18 protein-coding genes are annotated in these 16,508 nt (G+C 49.1%); all 18 read left to right on the top strand.

Features of this window, described 5'->3' with window-relative positions:
* The first annotated feature begins 8 nt into the window (after window positions 1-8).
* On the top strand, window positions 9-743 hold the full coding sequence (locus tag LQV63_RS09430; RefSeq protein WP_233696497.1) for a phosphoribosylanthranilate isomerase: 735 nt from the start codon (window positions 9-11) through the stop codon (window positions 741-743).
* Window positions 733-1,947, top strand: coding sequence for a tryptophan synthase subunit beta (gene trpB, locus LQV63_RS09425; protein WP_233696496.1), 1,215 nt, complete (start codon window positions 733-735; stop codon window positions 1,945-1,947). The genes LQV63_RS09430 and trpB overlap by 11 nt, the downstream gene beginning before the upstream one ends.
* Window positions 1,944-2,774 (top strand): tryptophan synthase subunit alpha, encoded by an 831-nt coding sequence (gene trpA / locus LQV63_RS09420; protein WP_233696495.1) that lies wholly within the window; start codon window positions 1,944-1,946, stop codon window positions 2,772-2,774. The genes trpB and trpA overlap by 4 nt, the downstream gene beginning before the upstream one ends.
* A gap of 142 nt (window positions 2,775-2,916) precedes the next feature.
* On the top strand, window positions 2,917-4,014 hold the full coding sequence (gene hisC / locus LQV63_RS09415; RefSeq protein ID WP_233696494.1) for a histidinol-phosphate transaminase: 1,098 nt from the start codon (window positions 2,917-2,919) through the stop codon (window positions 4,012-4,014).
* Window positions 4,011-5,105, top strand: a complete 1,095-nt coding sequence (locus LQV63_RS09410) for a prephenate dehydrogenase (RefSeq protein WP_233696493.1) — start codon at window positions 4,011-4,013, stop codon at window positions 5,103-5,105. The genes hisC and LQV63_RS09410 overlap by 4 nt, the downstream gene beginning before the upstream one ends.
* Before the next feature lie 402 nt (window positions 5,106-5,507).
* Window positions 5,508-6,089 (top strand): RNA polymerase sigma factor, encoded by a 582-nt coding sequence (locus LQV63_RS09405; RefSeq protein WP_019421851.1) that lies wholly within the window; start codon window positions 5,508-5,510, stop codon window positions 6,087-6,089.
* A 2-nt stretch (window positions 6,090-6,091) separates the two neighbouring features.
* Window positions 6,092-6,685, top strand: coding sequence for an anti-sigma factor family protein (locus LQV63_RS09400; protein ID WP_233696492.1), 594 nt, complete (start codon window positions 6,092-6,094; stop codon window positions 6,683-6,685).
* A gap of 27 nt (window positions 6,686-6,712) precedes the next feature.
* Window positions 6,713-7,327: a histidine phosphatase family protein gene (locus LQV63_RS09395; protein ID WP_233696491.1), complete on the top strand. Its 615-nt coding sequence runs from the start codon at window positions 6,713-6,715 to the stop codon at window positions 7,325-7,327.
* A 380-nt stretch (window positions 7,328-7,707) separates the two neighbouring features.
* On the top strand, window positions 7,708-9,519 hold the full coding sequence (locus LQV63_RS09390) for a glucoamylase family protein (RefSeq protein ID WP_233696592.1): 1,812 nt from the start codon (window positions 7,708-7,710) through the stop codon (window positions 9,517-9,519).
* Window positions 9,520-9,731: 212 nt separating this feature from the next.
* The gene (locus LQV63_RS09385; protein ID WP_233696490.1) at window positions 9,732-10,886 is read left to right on the top strand and encodes a hypothetical protein; all 1,155 of its coding nucleotides are present in this window, start codon (window positions 9,732-9,734) and stop codon (window positions 10,884-10,886) included.
* Window positions 10,887-10,972: 86 nt separating this feature from the next.
* Window positions 10,973-11,479, top strand: a complete 507-nt coding sequence (locus tag LQV63_RS09380) for a gamma carbonic anhydrase family protein (RefSeq protein ID WP_026011104.1) — start codon at window positions 10,973-10,975, stop codon at window positions 11,477-11,479.
* A 25-nt stretch (window positions 11,480-11,504) separates the two neighbouring features.
* On the top strand, window positions 11,505-11,684 hold the full coding sequence (locus tag LQV63_RS09375) for an IDEAL domain-containing protein (RefSeq protein ID WP_019421857.1): 180 nt from the start codon (window positions 11,505-11,507) through the stop codon (window positions 11,682-11,684).
* A gap of 94 nt (window positions 11,685-11,778) precedes the next feature.
* Window positions 11,779-12,228: a DUF2487 family protein gene (locus LQV63_RS09370; RefSeq protein WP_233696489.1), complete on the top strand. Its 450-nt coding sequence runs from the start codon at window positions 11,779-11,781 to the stop codon at window positions 12,226-12,228.
* A gap of 173 nt (window positions 12,229-12,401) precedes the next feature.
* Window positions 12,402-12,938 (top strand): QcrA and Rieske domain-containing protein, encoded by a 537-nt coding sequence (locus LQV63_RS09365; RefSeq protein WP_019421859.1) that lies wholly within the window; start codon window positions 12,402-12,404, stop codon window positions 12,936-12,938.
* Window positions 12,939-12,957: 19 nt separating this feature from the next.
* Entirely contained in the window at window positions 12,958-13,629 is a 672-nt protein-coding gene (gene qcrB / locus LQV63_RS09360; RefSeq protein ID WP_019421860.1) for a menaquinol-cytochrome c reductase cytochrome b subunit, read from the top strand.
* A gap of 16 nt (window positions 13,630-13,645) precedes the next feature.
* Window positions 13,646-14,521 (top strand): menaquinol-cytochrome c reductase cytochrome b/c subunit, encoded by an 876-nt coding sequence (locus tag LQV63_RS09355; RefSeq protein ID WP_233696488.1) that lies wholly within the window; start codon window positions 13,646-13,648, stop codon window positions 14,519-14,521.
* A gap of 154 nt (window positions 14,522-14,675) precedes the next feature.
* On the top strand, window positions 14,676-15,329 hold the full coding sequence (locus LQV63_RS09350) for a DUF1405 domain-containing protein (protein WP_233696487.1): 654 nt from the start codon (window positions 14,676-14,678) through the stop codon (window positions 15,327-15,329).
* 62 nt (window positions 15,330-15,391) lie between these two features.
* Window positions 15,392-16,219, top strand: a complete 828-nt coding sequence (locus LQV63_RS09345) for a sporulation protein YpjB (RefSeq protein ID WP_019421863.1) — start codon at window positions 15,392-15,394, stop codon at window positions 16,217-16,219.
* Window positions 16,220-16,508 lie beyond the last annotated feature (289 nt).

The raw sequence follows: 16,508 nt of genomic DNA, 5'->3' as shown, positions 1-16,508 counted from the left end.
TTAGTTCAATGACCATAGCATATCCAGCAGACAGAGCGGAATTCGGATCGCGTACCGTGAAAGCTAAAATATGCGGATTAACGACACTTGACCTAACACGTCGTGTGGCAAGGTGTGGACCGGACCACATCGGCTTCGTGTTCGCACCGAGCCGCAGACAGGTGTCACCGCTAGAGGTGAATCATTGGCTGAAGACGTTGGAAGCGGAAGGGGAATATGTTCCCGACACAGTAGGCGTGTTCGCGCAGCCGACGCGACTAGCGTTGCAAGAAGTGCTGGACGCGGCTCCGCTCAATGCCGTCCAATTCAATGCGGAACACGACCCTTCGCTTCCAGAGTGGGTGAAAACCCACTATGATGTCGACGTGTGGTTGACCGTACCGGTATGTTCGGGTACGCATGCGGAGCAGGATGGGAAGGAACCGTTCATTCCGGGTGTGGACATTAACCGTCCAGTCCCGTTCATAGACGTAATACTGCTTGACACCCATCATCCCGCTCAAGGCGGCGGCTCAGGAAAAACGTTCGATTGGAACGTCATTCCATCGTATGGAGAGCTGTTGCGGAACTGCGGCATTCCATTGTACGTTGCAGGTGGACTGGGGCCTGATAATATAGCAAGTTTGCTTGCGCAGCATCAGCTGCAAGGTGTCGATGTATCTAGCGGCGTGGAGACAAATGGAACGAAAGATATCGATAAAGTAGCCTCATTTATTGAAAGGGTGATCCAATATGACAACTAATTCAACGACAACAGTGCTTCCGGATGCGAAAGGGCGATTCGGACCTTTTGGCGGCAGATTCGTTCCGGAAACGTTAATGACCGCTTTGCTGGAATTGGAGGAAGCGTATCAGAAATATTCACAAGAACCGGATTTTCAAGCCGAGTTGATCAAGCTGTTAACGGAGTATTCCGGTCGTCCAACATCATTGTATTATGCTGAACGATTATCCCAATCTTTGGGTGGAGCAAAAATATATTTGAAGCGTGAGGATCTCAACCATACGGGTGCGCACAAAATCAACAATACAATCGGCCAAGCGCTGCTCGCCAAACGTATGGGCAAGAAGAAGGTCATCGCCGAGACGGGTGCCGGACAGCACGGTGTCGCGACGGCAACGGTTGCCGCGTTGCTCGGTATGGAGTGCAAGGTGTTCATGGGTGAAGAGGATATGAAGCGCCAACGGTTGAACGTCTTCCGGATGCAACTGCTCGGAGCGGAAGTCGTTCCTGTGCTGTCCGGAACGAGAACGTTGAAGGATGCGTGCAGTGAGACGATGAGATATTGGGTCAGCAACGTGACGGATACGTTCTACATTCTCGGTACCGTCGCCGGTCCGCATCCGTATCCGATGATGGTCCGTGATTTTCAGCGCATCATCGGCGACGAGACGCGCCGGCAAATCGTGGAGCGTGAAGAGCGGTTGCCTGACTTAATTATTGCCGCTGTGGGCGGCGGGAGCAACGCAATGGGGATTTTCTACCCGTTCATTCAGGACGAATCCGTCCGCCTAATGGGAGTCGAGGCAGCAGGGAAAGGAATTGATACCCCGCTGCATGCGGCAACGATGACACTAGGTACTCCGGGAGTATTCCAAGGAACGTTAAGCTATTTGCTCCAGGATGAGCACGGACAGGTGCAACCAGCACATTCCATATCGGCTGGACTAGACTATCCAGGCGTCGGGCCGGAGCACTCCTATCTCAAATATACGGAGCGGGCAACATATGTGCCGATTACCGACGATGAGGCGCTGCACGCGCTGCAGCTGTTGAGCCGTACCGAAGGAATTATTCCAGCGCTTGAATCCTCTCATGCGGTGGCGCAGGCGATTAAAGTAGCTCCGATGATGCAGCCAGATGAGATTATCATCATTTGCTTATCCGGGCGCGGAGATAAAGATGTGAATACGATTATGGAAACGTTGGGAGGGGATTTGGCATGAATGAAACATTGACGAATCAGAGCAACCGGTTGGATGCAACCTTCTCGCGCTTGCGGGAAGAGAAGAAGGCGGCCTTGATGCCCTTTTTCACGTTAGGAGACCCGAGCTGCGACATTACTCTCGAATTGCTGCTTCGCATGGAAGAAGCGGGCGCGGATATTATTGAGCTTGGCATTCCATATTCCGATCCCTTGGCTGACGGTCCTGTTATCGAACGGGCATCGGCGCGGGCATTAACGAACGGAGTGACGCTGGAAGACGGATTCCGCATTGCCAAGCAAGCGCGTGCACGGGGGGCGCAAATTCCTTACGTGCTGTTCACATATTATAATCCGGTGATGCAGCTTGGCGTCGAGAAGTTCTTTCAAGCTGCGGCGGAGGCTCAATTAAGCGGAGTCATTATCCCTGACTTGCCTTTTGAAGAAAGCGAGCTGGTTCGCATTGCAGGGGACAAATACGGCATCCATCTCGTCCCGCTAGTCGCTCCGACATCGTCAGAGCGTATCGGCCGCATTACAGAGCAAGGGCGCGGATTCATTTATTGCGTATCCTCACTCGGCGTCACAGGGGCACGGGAATCGTTCGACGACCAAGTGGAAGCTTTCATTCAACAAGTTCGGCAGACGACCTCCTTGCCGCTTGCCATCGGGTTCGGTATTTCGAAGCCAGAGCATGTGCGCCGCTTCTCCTCATTTTGCGATGGGGTCATCGTCGGCAGCGCTATCGTGCGCCGCATTGAAGAGTCGCTGCCGTTATTAACCAATCCGGAAACTGCCGCGGAAGGGATCTTGCAAATTTGTAATTTTGTGCGACAATTAAAACATTAACTTTGTGTACAAAAAGTTAACATTTCAGCATTAAGGAGTACAGGTGTTCGCAGAAAACTACATCGGAAGCAGATGTTCTTCAAGGGTGGATGCAAGACTCACTTGTGCAACAATTTCCATAGGTTAGAAAGGTGGTTACCGGATGCAACCGAAAAGCAGTATTGTTCATCTCCCTGTGTACCAGCCGGGGAAATCAATTGAAGCAGTCAAGCGCGAGCTGGGCTTGGAACGCATTATTAAGCTCGCGTCTAATGAGAATCCATTCGGGTGCTCTGACAAGGCTAAGCAAGCGATTCAGCAAGAAATCGAGAATACGAGCCTCTATCCGGACGGCGCGGCGGTAGCTGTAACGGAAGCTGTAGCGAAGTATTTGGATGTTCAGCCAAATCAAGTTATATTCGGTGCGGGTTCAGACGAGATCATTCTTATGATCTGCCGGGCGTTCCTCGTTCCGGGGGACGAGCATATTATAGCGGATCAGACCTTCCCGCAATATAAGCACAATGCAGATATTGAAGGCGCGGTTACGGTTGAAATCCCGCTGCGTGACGGAACGCACGATCTGGAAGCGATGCTCGCCGCCGTCAATGAACGGACGAAGATTGTCTGGATTTGCAATCCGAACAATCCGACGGGCACGATCATATCGCAAGCAGAGCTGGATCGCTTCATGGAAAGAGTGCCTGGCCATGTGCTTGTCGTGTTAGACGAGGCATATTGCGAATACGTTATGGATGACTCCTTTCCGGACAGCTTGAAGCTGATTTCGCAATATAACAACGTCATTTCATTGCGCACGTTCTCCAAAATTTATGGGTTGGCTTCTCTTCGAATCGGCTATGGGATTGGTCATCCGGACGTTATCCACTTGATTAATCAAGTGCGCGAGCCATTCAACACGACGCGCTATGCTCAAGCGGCAGCCCTTGCGGCGGTAGAGGATCAAGCCTTTATCGCAGATTGCCGGGAGAAGAATGCAGCTGGCATCAAATATATCGAGCAGCAACTTGAGCGGCTTCAGCTTACAAGCTTTCCGGCTCACGGCAACTTCATCATGGTCGATGTCGGCAGACCTGCCGTTGACATGTTCGACGCACTCCTTCGTCGCGGCATTATAACGCGCGCAGGACATAAGAAATACCCGAATCACTTGCGCATTACAGTCGGAAGCCAAGAGCAGAACGAAGCAATGATACAAGCATTAGAATCAGCGTTAGCAGAATATAAGGTGACATCATGAGAACCAAGATAACGATTTTGGGCGTGGGGCTTATTGGTGGCTCCCTCGCCCTTTGTTTTAAGAACAAGCCGGGACTGCATGTCGTCGGCTACTCGCCCAATCCCGCCTCTACAGAGAAATATATAAAGCGGGGCGTGGTCGATGAAGCTACGACGTCCCTGAAGGAAGCCGTCCATGAAGCGGACTATATATTTGTCTGCTCACCGGTCGGGATGTTGGAGTCAATGCTCGGCCAATTGCGTGAACTGGATTTGAAGCCGGGTTGCATCGTGACCGACGTCGGCAGCACGAAAGATTCGGTCGCACGCTGCGCGCGTTCGCTTGGCTGGCATGATATCCACTTTATCGGAGGGCATCCGATGGCTGGTTCAGAACGTTCTGGGGTGGAAGCGGCCTCGACCTTGCTGTTCGAGAATGCATTCTACGTGCTGACACCGGATCAGGACGTCGATGAGGATGCATACAGCCGTCTTGTGTCGCTGCTTCGCTACACGAAAGCGCACATCATCCGCATGAATCCGGATGAGCACGACGAAGTGGTGGGGGCGATTAGCCACTTGCCGCATCTCGTCGCCGTTGCCCTAGTCAATCAAGTCAGACGCTATAACGAATCGAATGAGCTGCACGAGCTGTTGGCAGCCGGAGGATTCCGCGACATTACCCGCATCGCTTCGAGCGATCCGGTCATTTGGCGGGACATTTTGTTAAATAACAGGGATATTCTTCTCCATTTGCTTCAGGACTGGAAAGCGGGCACGGAGCGCTTTATTGATTTATTACAGCGTCGTGACGGAGAAGGGATTATGCAGCAATTCGCGGAAGCGGGGGAATTCAGAAGCCGGATGCCGGAGCGCCGCAAAGGGGTTATTCACGCGCTGTACGATCTCTATATGGACGTACCGGACCATCCGGGGATTATAGGAAAGATAGCGTCGGAGCTTGGTAATCACCTCATCAACTTGAGCAATTTACAAATTATTGAGAGCCGTGAAGACGTTCCCGGTGTGCTCCGATTGTCTTTTCGCCATCAGAGCGACGCAGATCGTGCCAATGAGCTTCTAACTTCCAAAGGATTCACAATTTACGTCTAGCGGAAAAATTTGTGAAATTAAGAAAATATTTTACGAAACCTATTGACTAAATGAAAACGGATACAATATAATAACAGTACAGTATGGTTTCTCTCCACTCCTATCCAATAGAATTGCACTATGTGCAACCACTCCCTCTGGGAGTGGTCTTTTTTTTGTTAATATGCATTTCTTAAAAATTTTTAATCATATTTCGACTTTATTATGATAAAATACGACTATATCTGATAAGGTTGTGTAACATGTTTGTTTTACATATTACATACCCATAGTAAGGTGAACGGGGGTCTTCGTATGACTCCGATTATTGAACTCCGATCCGCAACTTTTTAAGACTTCAAGAGTATAACCTTTCAGTAGCGCATCGGGAAGGATATGGAAAGCAAGGAGGAACTTGAGTCCATGACCGATTCCCAAATCATCCGCGACATTAAAGACGGAGATGTCGAACAATTCGCGGAATTGATGAATCGTTATCAGCGCAAATTGCTATCATTCATTTTTCATATGTTGAAAAGTTCCCAGTTGGAATTGCTCGCTGAAGATTTATGTGCTGAGACGTTCTATAAAGCGTATCGAAGTCTGCATACGTTCCGTGAGGCGGATGCATCCTTTTCGACTTGGTTATATACGATTGCACGCAATACGGTGCTGAGTGAGCTCCGTAAGCAGCGAAGCATTCAAGTATCATTGGATGAAGACCATAGCATCGTTCCGGAAGCACCGAAGGAGGTAGCGCCGGAGTATGCGCTGCTTCGCAATGAGAAGGTAACCTTGGTGCGTGAAGCGATTAACCGCTTGCCGGAGAAACAGCGTTCAGCCCTTATTCTTCGTGAGTACGACCAATTGGACTATCAGGAAATTGCCCAAGTGCTGGGGCAGACGGTAAGTTCAGTTAAATCGTTGCTATTCCGTGCTCGAGCCAGCGTAAAGACGCAGCTGGAGGCTTACATAGCAGAGCCGGGTGTTGAAGGGATGAACTAAAAATGAAATGTGCGGAAGCGCTCGAGTGGTTATCGGTTTACTCCGATATGCCTGCAGACGATCCGCAACGTCAAGCTATCGACAAGCATTTGAGCGAATGCGAGGCATGTGCGGAACAATTTGCAGTGTGGGCTGCAAGCGAACATTGGGTGGAAGAAGAAGCGGACATGGAATACTCGGCTAATCCCGCGGCTGGATTCCAGATGAGCAGCGTAATGGACCGCATCTATAAGGAGCAGGATTGGCTAATGCCGGTTCATCGCCGCTCGCAAATTTTATCCCTGCGTTCGCGTAATATGCTGGCAGGGATAATTTCTTTTTGTATGGCTATCTTCCTATGCGCCCTCGTTGTTCTTTTGATTCGTAATGGACAGTCGAATATGGAAGAAATGAGCGGACTGATTCCGACGGTGCTTGCCGGTAGTGAGCAGTCCTCCTGGTCGACAATGAGTATAGAACTGCCTGTGGCCAGTGTCAGCGATCCTATGATATTGCATGTCGTGCCTACGATACCTAACTATTGGATCGCGTTGTCTTTGTTCGGGGTCACGTTTGCGTTATTATTGTTAAATTGGTTGACGCGTGTGCGCAAATAACGTAGAACGGAATATAGAGGAGAAGATATGAGTCAAATCATCGGATTAGTGCGTCACGGATTAACCGATTGGAATGCACAAGGGAAAATACAAGGGCAGACGGATATTCCGCTCAATGAAACTGGACGCGAGCAAGCCAGGCTGCTGTCAGAACGATTAATCGCGGAGACGTACGCGTTTGACGTCATTATCTCAAGCGGTCTCGGGCGTGCGGAAGAGACGGCTCGCATTATTGCTGACGCGTTGCATATCCCATTGCTCAAGCCTGAGACAGGCTTGCGGGAACGGGCTTACGGGCTAGTCGAAGGAACGACGCCTGAGGAACGGGAGAGTCGGTGGGGAGCGGACTGGCGTCAAATGGACCTTGGTCAGGAGCACGACGAGACGTTGAGACTGCGTGCCGCACAGGCGCTTGAATCGATTGCGAAGCAGCATGAAGGCAAGAACATATTGCTTGTTACCCACGGCAGTTGGTTGGCTCAACTCTTTATTGCAATATTCGGAGATAAGCTGCAAGGTCATATCGCTAATTTATCTTATTCCATACTTGAGCGCACGGGAGAAGGATGGCATCCGCTATTATATAACTGCACGAAGCATATGCAGTTATCGGATGCATTCACTTTACAGCGGAAGCTCTAACCTCAGGCAGTTCGTTTTCACTATCGTGATGCGGGCTGCTTTTATTTTGCACAAAATTGAAACGTTTCGAATGAAGTTGTGCGTCTAATCCTACATGACTGGGACCCCTCTGATCCTATACAGGCAAAAAGGGTCGCATCGTTGAATCGGTGGGGGAGGTGAGCAAGGCAATTGCTGACCAAGATCGAAAGCGATTGCGATTGGGGGGAGAGAGCACTCCTTGATGATGGGCAGGTCTTATGTGAGCAGATATGAATAGGATGAAATAACCGCTTCGGGATAGAATTCATATCGATTATAGCTGGGGTGGGGAACATCCAGAAGAAATCGGCAGGGTAGAGAACAATCAACGGTCGAAAGGAGAGTCTGTTGTGAAGAAGATGGTTCATCAGAGAAGAAGCAAGTCGAAGAAGGCGGTATTCATTTTATTAGTGCTCGCTACGATGGTGTTTACGACAGTTCCGCCGCCTGCCGCATTTGCTGCAGAGACGGATTTTGCAAAAATGCCCGATGAAGAGCTCTTGGATTATGAAAGCCGCAAATCATTCGATTTTTTCTGGGAAATGGTGAACACGAATCCGGACAGTCCAGGCTATGGGCTCATTCGCGATCGGGCGCCGAACGATGACAAGATGAGCAGTGTCGCTTCGGTAGGCTTTGGTCTGAGCGCGATTGTGATCGGGGTGGAGAGAGGCTGGATTACGGAAGAAGAAGGGAAAGAGAGAGTTAAGGGCACGCTGAACACGCTATTACATAAAGCCGAGCAGATCGAAGGCTTTTTCTATCACTTTCTTGATATGAATACGGCCAAACGATACGGTAATGTTGAAGTATCTGTAATCGATACCGCTATCGCCGTCAGCGGAGCGCTCTCCGCTGGAGAATATTTCGGCGGGGAAATTAAAGTCATGGCGGAACAGTTGTATGACAAGGTCAATTGGGGATGGTACCGGGATTCTGACACGAACCAATTCTATATGGGATATTCGCCAGAAGATGCGGGTGACGGATTTAGCGGACATTGGGATTTCTATGCCGAACAATTCATGCTTTACTTTTTGGGCGTAGCTGCTCCGAATCCAGAGCATCGCGTCAATTCCGATATGTTCTATGATTTTGTGCGGCAATATGGGTCGTACGGAGGATACCCGGAATTTATTCACTCGTGGTTCGGTTCCATTTTTACACATCAGTTTTCTTACGCTTGGTTTGATGTAAGAAACAAAGCCGATCGGGAAGGCGTGGATTGGTGGCATAATTCGGTCATTGCGACGAAGACAGCACGGCAATTCAGCATCCTCAATTCGGATCAATACAAAACGTTCGGACCGAACGCATGGGGGATGACGGCAGCGGACGGACCGGATGGGTATGTGGGACGGTATGGCTCTGCCCCTTCGGGCTACGACAATGATCAGCACCGCATCGACGGAACGATTCCTACCGCCGGAGCGCTCGGATCGATCGTATTTGCCCCAGATGACGTCATGGACGCTTTACGGCATTATTATTCTTTTCCCGAATTAATCGGCCCCTACGGGTTGAAGGATTCCTTCAATCTCGATATCCGTAAGGAAGGCTGGTTCGCTGATGATGTCATCGGTATAGACAAAGGAATTACTTTATTGATGATTGAGAATTATCGCACAGGCTTGGTATGGGATTTGATGAACAAAAATAAATATGTGCAAGCTGGCCTGAAACGAGTCGGGCTCACTGAGAACGGCACGACCGTCATCGACGATTTTGAAGGCAACCGCATACATTCGAACTGGTTCGATGGGGGCGAAGGCGCCTACACGTTATCCCCGGTGTTTGATACAACCCATACCGGGTTGGGAGCGCTGAAGGTGGGGTATAACAAAACAACGGAATGGGCTTATTTTGTGGCTGATTTCAAACAGGAGAACCATTTTTCACAAGCGGATTCATGGTCAGCTTTTGTGAGCGGAACGACGGATTTGCTAATCAAATTCGAAACGGCAGCGGGAATGATCGAGAAATCGTTTCACATAAGTGGTGATGAGTGGAGCAAGCTCGAATGGGTGTTCTCTCCTGAAGAGAAAGGGAAACTCGTGGATACTAAAAGAATGCTCGTGTTTGCAGCGCCAGGGGAGCGTGACGTTACCGGAACGTTCTATATGGATGATGTACAATTCAATGGGAAAGGCACGCAGGTGTCGTCCCAATGAATTGGATTCAACAGCGACGAAAGCGGATATCCATACCATCCTTGTTTCCTTTTCACTTGATGTTGATTTCTCGGCAAGTTAAGTCCGGTTCACGATGAACCGGGCTTATTTTATTTTCAGAAACTGAATAAATGCTGAACTTTTTCCAATAATGGTTAATGTACATCGAGGATACGGCCAAGCGCAAAGTCTGATGGGAACGGAGGAATTGCATGAATTTGGCGGATATGCTCAGTTACGCGGACATTACTCAGTTAACTCGGATTGCTAAGCGTTACGGCTGCGTATGTAATGAAAATTCCAAGCATGAGCTCATCCAATCCATTCTGACCGTCTTAGGAAGGAAGGACGTATTCGAGCAGCATGTCATGGAGATGACGCTCGAGGAGCTGCGCTTTCTCAATTCGATTTTATTCGATAAGCGTTCCTCATTCAGCTTGGAAGAGCTCGTTGCGCGCGTACAGCAGACCAAATTTGAGACGGAGCGAAATGAAGAAGCTCCTCTTCTGCAGAAGGAGACGCACCCGCGTGATACGATCTCGAAATTTAAGCATAGCGGTTGGTTGTTTAACGGATGCAGTCAGCAGACAAAGTATCTGTTTCAAGTTCCTACTGACTTGAAGCGAAGATTCAAAGACGTGCTGCAGCAGTCATTCGCCACCAGATTGACCGTTACTGCCGAGCCTCAAGCCTATAGGGATGAGGATGGGCGAATGGGCGATGACATCGTACAATTGCTCACATTCGTCCGCAATGAGAACATCCAGTTGAATGCCGAAGGCGTCATGTACAAAAAGATGCAGCAGCAGCTTCTTGAGACATTCGCCATTCATGAATCAACCGTGCCCAAAGGAGAATGGAGATTCGGCTACGGTCGGAGGTTTCATGATTATCCGAATCGGTTATCCTTAATCTATGACTACGCCTTCTTTCAAGGCTGGCTTGAGGAATGGGATGGCCGACTGCGTTGTTCACAGTCGGGAGAAGAGCGATTGGCGCAGGCCGGCACTGAACCATCCGCGTCACTGTATCGGTTCTGGCTTAAGCTTTACAAAAATGCAATACCGAATTTATTGTCGCTCGTTCATTGGATTCAGCTGTGCACGATGCGATGGACTACGATTGAGTCTTTGGAAGCAACATTGCTGCCGTATGTCAGGCCTTTTTACTACGATACGCCAACGGCAATCTTCAGGCAACGGATCATTATGATGATGCTGCATCTGGGGTTGATTCGGCTAGGTGAAGATGTCGTGCAAGGACAAGTGGTGCAAATTACGAAGAAAGGCCAGCATATTATTGACGGCGTGTATATTGCATACGAGGATAAAATTCAGCTAAGCGTTGACAAGCCACGTGCCCGTTGATACGATGAGACCAAAATTTTCCGGTTGAAAGTGGGATTAAACGCCCATTTAACGATGGAAATAAGGTCAATTCGGAGGGGATAATGGTGTACATACCTTATAAGGGCATCTTGCCAAGCATCGAACAGACAGTCTTCGTGGCGGAAGGCGCTAAAATTATCGGTGACGTGTCGGTTGGGTCGGAATCGACTGTGTGGTACAATGCTGTACTGCGTGGGGACTTGGCTCCGATTGTAATTGGAAATCGCGTCAACATACAAGACGGCGTCATCGGTCACGTCAATACGAATCAACCTTTAATCGTTCAAGACGGGGTCTCCGTCGGACATGGGGCAATCATTCATGGCTGTACGGTAGGCAATGGCACATTGATCGGCATGGGGGCGATTGTATTGAACGGTGCCGAGATCGGTGAATATGCTTTAGTAGGAGCAGGTTCTGTCGTCACTGAAAATAAAAAGATACCGGCCTATACTCTTTCTCTCGGTTCACCAGCTAGAGTCATACGCGAGCTGACAGAAGAAGATTTGCAACGCATGAAGAGAACAACGGAAAGCTATGTGGTGAAAGGAAAGGAATATAGGATCTCTTAATCGTGCAGGTTGGAGGTTGAATCCTATGGATAAAATGAAAGTAACGTATGAAGCAATGCTCAGCTTGACCGCTGAGATGATCTGGGACGAAGCTATACGTAAACATCGTACGGAACGCATATATGAGGAAATTGACAAAGCGCTGGCTTCTGGAGATGAAACGACGTTCCGGACGTTAACGGATGAATTGAAGACGTTGAGGTAATACCCCGATGAAGAAACGCTCACCGCGATTCTTCATTTTTTTGTATAACATTGTATAATGGAGAGGAAGATACAGGAAAACGGGGGGGGACAGCATGAAGTTTAGCGAATTGACATTGGAGCAGTGGAAGGAATGGGAGCCTTATCTCGATACGTGTGTATTGCCGATTACCGGGCTTACAGGAGAGGAGTCGCCTGTAGAAGCAGCCGAACGTCTAGAAAGATTGCGGGACTGGCTGGACGGGGTGGAGATTCCGTTTCGCGGTCGTATGGTAACCTATCCTGCGTATCACTTCGTAATGGACAAGCAGCCGGAGCAGCAAGATATTTCATTAATAAATGGCGTATGCTCCCGGCTGCGTGAGCGTGGATTTGCGTATATTGTCATAATTTCGGCTGACGTACGTATAACGAAGGACATGCTGGAGACAGCGGATGAGGTGTTCACTCCGATGGAATTGCCATGGCAGGAATTAACTTTAGTCAAACAGGAAATGAATAAACGCATACAAAAGATGTGGTTTCAATCACAAACCGTTGTATAATTGTGACAAAATATAAACAATTCATAAGGTAAAATGTGTATGTCAAGGCAATTCGACTGGTAAATTCTTGACGCTTTCATGGGGCTGGGATATTATAGTGATGTCCTAGTTAGAATGTGATTATCGTCATAGCAACTTGCCAGAACGGTTGGGTAAAGGGGGTAAGACAGTATATGAGTAAACCGCACAATAATGAGCAAACACCTCAAAAGCCGGGCAAAGAAATGTCGCGTCGACAATTTCTTACTTACACATTGGGTGGCGCAAGCGCATTCATGTTCGTCGGTCCTGCGATTCCGATGGTTCGGTTTGCCGTCGATCCACTTCTACAGAAAAAGACAGAAGGTAAATACATCAAAGTAGTGGAAGCGAACAAAGTTACGAATGAACCGCAAGAATTTAGTTTCGAAATTACACAGATTGACGGCTGGTATGAGAGCAAGCCGACGCTTGTCGCCTGGGTCAGCAAAGATCAGCAAGGCAATATCTTTGCGCTATCTCCGATATGCAAGCACTTGGGCTGTACGGTAGACTGGAACAACAATGCGAAGTTCAAGGACCAGTACTTCTGCCCGTGCCACGGCGCGCACTATACGAGAGAAGGCAAACAACTCGCTGTTGCTCGTGCACCGCTCGACGAATACAAAGTCAAAGTGGAAAACGGCTTTGTATACTTAGGTGACATCATACCGAACCAACATGTGCAGTAACAAGGAGGCGTAATAACAGATGTTTAAAGGAGTGTACAGCTGGATTGACGAACGTCTGGATATCACGCCGATGTGGCGCGACGTGGCGGATCATGAAGTGCCGGAGCACGTAAACCCCGCGCATCATTTTTCCGCATTCGTGTACTGTTTCGGCGGTTTGACGTTCTTTATTACCGTTATTCAGATTTTGTCCGGAATGTTCTTAACAATGTATTATGTGCCGGACATCGTGAATGCGTATTACAGCGTCGAATATTTGCAAACGAAAGTGGCCTTCGGCCAGATTGTTCGCGGCATGCACCATTGGGGAGCCAGTCTAGTTATCGTTATGATGCTCTTACATACGCTACGGGTATTTTTCACCGGTTCATATAAGGCTCCTCGTGAAATGAACTGGGTTGTAGGCATGTTGATTTTCTTCGTCATGCTTGGTCTTGGGTTCACAGGGTATTTGTTGCCTTGGGACAACAAAGGTTACTTTGCTACGAAAGTCAGTATGGAGATTGCGGATACCGTTCCTTACATCGGACCGTATTTGAAAGAACTGCTGCAGGGCGGTACGGTTGTCGGCGCGCAAACGTTGACTCGTTTCTTTGCGATTCACGTCTTCTTCTTGCCGGGGGCTCTGCTGGCCTTGTTGGGCGCTCACTTCTTTATGATTCGCCGCCAAGGCATTTCGGGACCGCTATAAGAGAGGAGGAATCGAGATGGCACACGGAAAATCAAAAGATGAAAAAGTTGTATATGTCGGAGACTCTCGCGTCAAGCAGAAAGTGAATGATATTACGCCGTTGGATTATTCATCCTATCCGGGCAAGTCAGAGGCGTTCATTCCGAACTTTCTGTTAAAAGAATGGATGGTCGGCTGCGTCGCGTTGGTCGCGATCTTCGTACTGACTATATCCGAACCGGCACCGCTCGGCTATCCGGCGAACCCTAACAATACCGGATTCGTACCGATTCCGGACTGGTATTTCTTGTTCCTGTATCAATTTCTGAAGTATCCGTACGCAGCGGGAAGCTACGTCGTCATTGGTACGGTTTTGATTCCAGGCTTAGCATTCGGGGGATTGCTGCTCGCTCCATTCTTGGATACGGGCAAGGAGCGCCGCTTCTACCGCCGACCGATCGCATCATCGTTAATGATTCTTTCTTTGCTCTCTTGCGTCTATCTGACCAAGACCGCGTGGGATGGCTACAAGCATGAGATTGCAGAACTGAACATTACACCAGAGCATATCGAACGGGAAGAGAAAGCTCGTGAAGCGGCACTGGCTGGCAAGCCAGCCGGTCAGCCGAAGCCGAACAAATCAATTGCGATCGTCGATAAAGACGATCCTGCCTTCGCCAACATGAAAAAGGCCGGTTGTCTTGCATGTCACGCCACTGATATGAAAGGTGCTTCTGGTCCTGCCTTGCTAGGTATCGGGGATACGATGAATAAAGACCAAGTCTTGGACGTCATTAAGAACGGCAAAGGAAACATGCCGCCAATGGTGGATAGCGCCAAGGCACAAGGTCTTAATGACGAAGATATCGAGCATATCGCGGATTGGCTTGCGAAACAGAAAGCAGCACAGTAAAATAAGGATGAAAGAGAAACCTGACTGCATGAGCGGTCAGGTTTTGTTTCTGATCGTGAACCATTTCTGATCGTGTTGAAAAATTACATGCAGTACGTGAAAAGGCGGGTGAACGTTGCCGCTATACGATTGCATGTGGGAAAGAAGGGAATGCATGAAGCCGCTTTCGTTAATAAGCCGCAGCTTTTTATCGCGCCGCTGGGTGCTGGGATTGCTGTTCTGGTGCAACCTGCTGGGAACGATTTACGGGTACTATTGGTACAAAAGTCAGCTCATCTATACGTGGGAGCATCATCCGTTCTGGCAAATCGTCTTCGTGCCGGATAGCCCGACAGCAAGCTTGTTTTTTACCATCAGCATCGGGATGTTGCTGATCTGTCCGCGTCCGCGTTCCACATGGGGGACGGTCGTGAAAAATATAATCGAAGCGCTTGCCGTTGTCACCTCGATAAAATATGGGGTATGGGCATGTGCGATGATTGTCGCGGGAGCCTATAAAGGGTCGCCGATGATATGGCAGGATTGGATGCTTATCGGCTCTCATTTGGCCATGGCCGTTGAAGCGCTGTTGTATGTGCGCTTATTTAGCTACGGCAGTGCAAGTCTGACGATTGCGGCTTGTTGGACATGGCTCAATGACACGGTGGATTATAGCGCGGGAATTTACCCTTGGCTGCCGAGCACTTTACAGGATGATATACTTGTCGTCTGCCTGTTCACGTTCATATTGACCGGAATGAGCGTCTTGCTCGCTTGGGTAACGATGCGTCAAGCGAGAGGAAGAAGTGCTAGCTTACATATGAAGTAGAACGATAGATGCTTGTTCTAAATGTGGACATCTCCCCATACGATGATGAGGGAGGGATGTACATGCGTGCGCTCATCGTCATGTTCGGAATTTTCGGATTATGCTTGTTTGCTTATGCACCTGCAGCTGTGGCGTTGACCGGCGAAAAGCTGGATACAGGGCCTGGCGCGAATTGGCGTATGTTGGACAAACAAGCGGAGGAACTATACCGTTTTGTCGTCGCCGGAGAGTGGGAAAAGGCACAGCACAAAGTGACAGAGATGGGTAAGTTGATGACAGAGACTTCGTTCACGGGTGTGACGGGTGTTGAGGGTGTACGAGCTTTGAGCGATGCGATTGTGCAGGTAAAGCGAGCCCTGCCCGCCGTTGAAATCAATGAACCGAAGCTAATGCACGTAACGGCGCGCCTGCGCTTGGCTACGGATGCGTTAACCCATCCGAAGCAAGCAATGTGGCTGCAGTATGAGCAGGTGCTGCGTGATGATATGAGTCGTCTTATGCAAGCGGAACGAAAAGAAGATTGGCAGATCAGGGCAAACCAATGGCTGGAGCATATAGACCGGATAAGAGCGGCCGCCATCATTCAACGCAATCCACAGTCGATAGAAATAATGGAGTCCATCGTTCAGCTCGTTCAGCGGGGCGTGCAAGGTGAGATTCGAACGGCAGAAGTGAATCAAGCGCTGAATAAGTATGGAGATGTGCTGTTAAGCCAATTGTTCGGCAAGTCGAAGGAAGAACCTGCGTTAGGACCATTGCAGAATGATTCGCTGCCAATGCAGTGGACGTTCATGCTCGCATTTATCGTCTGCTTGACATTAACCTACGTTGCCTTTCAGAAGTATCGCTATGAGCAGGATGTGATTCGTCCTGGTCGTTTCAGAAAATGAGCAGGATAAAAGAAGGCCAAAACGCATTCGTCCCTGACGAATGCGTTTTTGATGTTTTAACTGAATACATTCGTGATGGTAACGACTTGAAGGAACGACTGAATCGGAAGGCGAAGTCATATTTTTCAAAGTTCGGCACGACGACCAGAGAACTGCTGAGGCATCGGCTTCGGCTCTGGCATGTCTGCTGACACGTCGATAATCCGTCATTTGTTAGCGTGTCACTGGGGTGAATAACTTGGCAGAAGTCAGCCATGAGAGAGACTCAATTGCCGCGCAGATTAAAAAA

The sequence above is a fragment of the Paenibacillus profundus genome (genome assembly GCF_021369635.1).
GTDB lineage: Bacteria > Bacillota > Bacilli > Paenibacillales > Paenibacillaceae > Paenibacillus_B > Paenibacillus_B profundus.
This window is presented reverse-complemented; position numbering and strand designations above follow the sequence as displayed.

Coding starts and splice junctions, on each gene's coding strand:
- LQV63_RS09430 (WP_233696497.1), top strand. CDS start 9: ATGACCATAGCATATCCAGCAGACAGAGCGGAATTCGGATCGCGTACC.
- trpB (WP_233696496.1), top strand. CDS start 733: ATGACAACTAATTCAACGACAACAGTGCTTCCGGATGCGAAAGGGCGA.
- trpA (WP_233696495.1), top strand. CDS start 1,944: ATGAATGAAACATTGACGAATCAGAGCAACCGGTTGGATGCAACCTTC.
- hisC (WP_233696494.1), top strand. CDS start 2,917: ATGCAACCGAAAAGCAGTATTGTTCATCTCCCTGTGTACCAGCCGGGG.
- LQV63_RS09410 (WP_233696493.1), top strand. CDS start 4,011: ATGAGAACCAAGATAACGATTTTGGGCGTGGGGCTTATTGGTGGCTCC.
- LQV63_RS09405 (WP_019421851.1), top strand. CDS start 5,508: ATGACCGATTCCCAAATCATCCGCGACATTAAAGACGGAGATGTCGAA.
- LQV63_RS09400 (WP_233696492.1), top strand. CDS start 6,092: ATGAAATGTGCGGAAGCGCTCGAGTGGTTATCGGTTTACTCCGATATG.
- LQV63_RS09395 (WP_233696491.1), top strand. CDS start 6,713: ATGAGTCAAATCATCGGATTAGTGCGTCACGGATTAACCGATTGGAAT.
- LQV63_RS09390 (WP_233696592.1), top strand. CDS start 7,708: ATGGTTCATCAGAGAAGAAGCAAGTCGAAGAAGGCGGTATTCATTTTA.
- LQV63_RS09385 (WP_233696490.1), top strand. CDS start 9,732: ATGAATTTGGCGGATATGCTCAGTTACGCGGACATTACTCAGTTAACT.
- LQV63_RS09375 (WP_019421857.1), top strand. CDS start 11,505: ATGGATAAAATGAAAGTAACGTATGAAGCAATGCTCAGCTTGACCGCT.
- LQV63_RS09370 (WP_233696489.1), top strand. CDS start 11,779: ATGAAGTTTAGCGAATTGACATTGGAGCAGTGGAAGGAATGGGAGCCT.
- LQV63_RS09365 (WP_019421859.1), top strand. CDS start 12,402: ATGAGTAAACCGCACAATAATGAGCAAACACCTCAAAAGCCGGGCAAA.
- qcrB (WP_019421860.1), top strand. CDS start 12,958: ATGTTTAAAGGAGTGTACAGCTGGATTGACGAACGTCTGGATATCACG.
- LQV63_RS09355 (WP_233696488.1), top strand. CDS start 13,646: ATGGCACACGGAAAATCAAAAGATGAAAAAGTTGTATATGTCGGAGAC.
- LQV63_RS09350 (WP_233696487.1), top strand. CDS start 14,676: ATGAAGCCGCTTTCGTTAATAAGCCGCAGCTTTTTATCGCGCCGCTGG.
- LQV63_RS09345 (WP_019421863.1), top strand. CDS start 15,392: ATGCGTGCGCTCATCGTCATGTTCGGAATTTTCGGATTATGCTTGTTT.